General features: G+C 39.6%; 1 pseudogene. It reads left to right on the forward strand.

The features are described 5' to 3' along the window. Positions 1–1,035 (forward strand): annotated as a pseudogene (locus AC5YGI_RS22020) (T9SS type A sorting domain-containing protein); the annotation flags it as partial.

Raw genomic sequence — 1,035 nt, forward strand, 5'->3', positions numbered from 1 at the left:
TCTGGGAAAAATATTTCTCAGGGCCAAACCATGATTATTTATCTGCTACTGTTACCACGCAGGATGGCGGATTTCTTCTGGCAGGAACTTCTTATTCAGGAAAAGGATTCGATAAAAAAGAAGATTCCAAAGGAAGCTCAGATATCTGGCTGATCAGAATCAATGAATTCGGAGATGAACTATGGCAAAAAACCTTAGGAAGTTCTTCTGATGAAGAAGCAAGAGCTGTTATCCAAACTACCGATTTAGGATTCTTTGTTGCAGGAAATGTGCAAAACTCATCAAAAGGCTATGGTTCCAAAGATATTTTGATCACAAAACTGGATAAAGACGGAAAAGAACTTTCCCAATTAATCTTAGGAGGAAAAGGATTGGACGAAGTAGAGAAGATGATTCCAACGAGAGACGGAGGAGCTTTATTAGGAATTTATTCGAGGAGTTCCGAGGTCCGTGTTTCGGGATCTGACAAAGGTTCCGGGATGCGGGATGCGGGTTCTGTATCAAACGTTCAAAACTCGAATCCCGTATCCCGAAACTCGAAACAAACTGAAAATTTCGGTGAAGGTGATTACTGGATCGTAAAACTCGATAAAAACGGAAAAGTAGAATGGGAAAAGAACTTTGGAGGAAAAGGTGATGATCATATCAGAACACTGGCTTTAACTTCAAATGGTTTCCTAATTGGCGGGGAATCGAGATCAGAAAGATCGGGAAACAAAACTGTCGGATTGGAAAAAGGAACAGATCTTTGGCTGATTGCTCTCAATGAAAGAGGCGATGAACAGTGGCAGAAATCTTACAATTTTAAAAACAGAGATATCCTAATGGGAATGAGTGTTCTTCATTCAGCAGATGACAAATCATCCAAAGGAATTTTATTGGGTGGTTATACTCAGGCAGAAGGAAGAATAGAAACTGATGATGAAACATTCTGGATGCTCTATCTTGACCAAAACGGAAATGAACAGTGGAGAAAACATGTGAAAGGAGAATCCAGACAAAAGGAAGAAAGGCTTTCTGATTTAAAACTCAACA

The sequence above is a fragment of the Chryseobacterium sp. CS3K3.1 genome (assembly GCF_059515165.1).